Source organism: Solirubrobacter phytolaccae, from assembly GCF_027587195.1.
In the GTDB taxonomy this organism is placed as follows: domain Bacteria; phylum Actinomycetota; class Thermoleophilia; order Solirubrobacterales; family Solirubrobacteraceae; genus Solirubrobacter; species Solirubrobacter phytolaccae.
The window spans coordinates 1-500 of record NZ_JAPDDP010000169.1; the positions used below are offsets into that span (position 1 = coordinate 1).

The 500-nt window shown below is 81.4% G+C and carries 1 pseudogene; it reads left to right on the plus strand.

Going from position 1 to position 500, the window contains the following annotated elements:
* A pseudogene (locus OJ997_RS36270) lies at positions 1-500 on the plus strand (light-harvesting protein); the annotation flags it as partial.

The following is a 500-nucleotide window of genomic DNA, read 5'->3' on the forward strand; positions in this document are numbered from 1 at the left end:
TGGCCCCCGACTCCCCGCCGGCGCCGCGCCCCCCGCCGGCGCTGCGGCGCCCGCGAAGGCCCCGGCCGCTGCGGGGGCGGAGGCCGCCGCGAAGGAAGCCGAGGCGAAGGCACCCGAGGCCGCTGCTCCCGAGGCCGCCGCCGCGGGGAAGGAAGCCGAGGGCTCGAAGGAGGCCGACGACGCCGCGCAGGCCGCCGGGCCGGGTCTCGAGGAGCAGGAGGAGGCGCCCGCCGCCGCGCCGGGCACCGAGGCCGAGGGCGCCGATCCGGCTTCCGAGGCCGACGCCGTCTTCAACCAGGCGACCGGCGGCGAGACGACCGAGGAGTCGCTCGAGGAGGACGCGGTCGAGTCCGACGACGGCGTCGACGCCGAAGCGCTCGCCGCGCCCGAGGCTCGCCCGAAGGCCAAGCCTCCCGTGGACGCCGGCAAGGCCGGGCCCGCCGCGCCCGCCGCCGACACGGCCGCTCCCGCCGCCGCGGCCGGGCCGAAGGCGGAGGCCA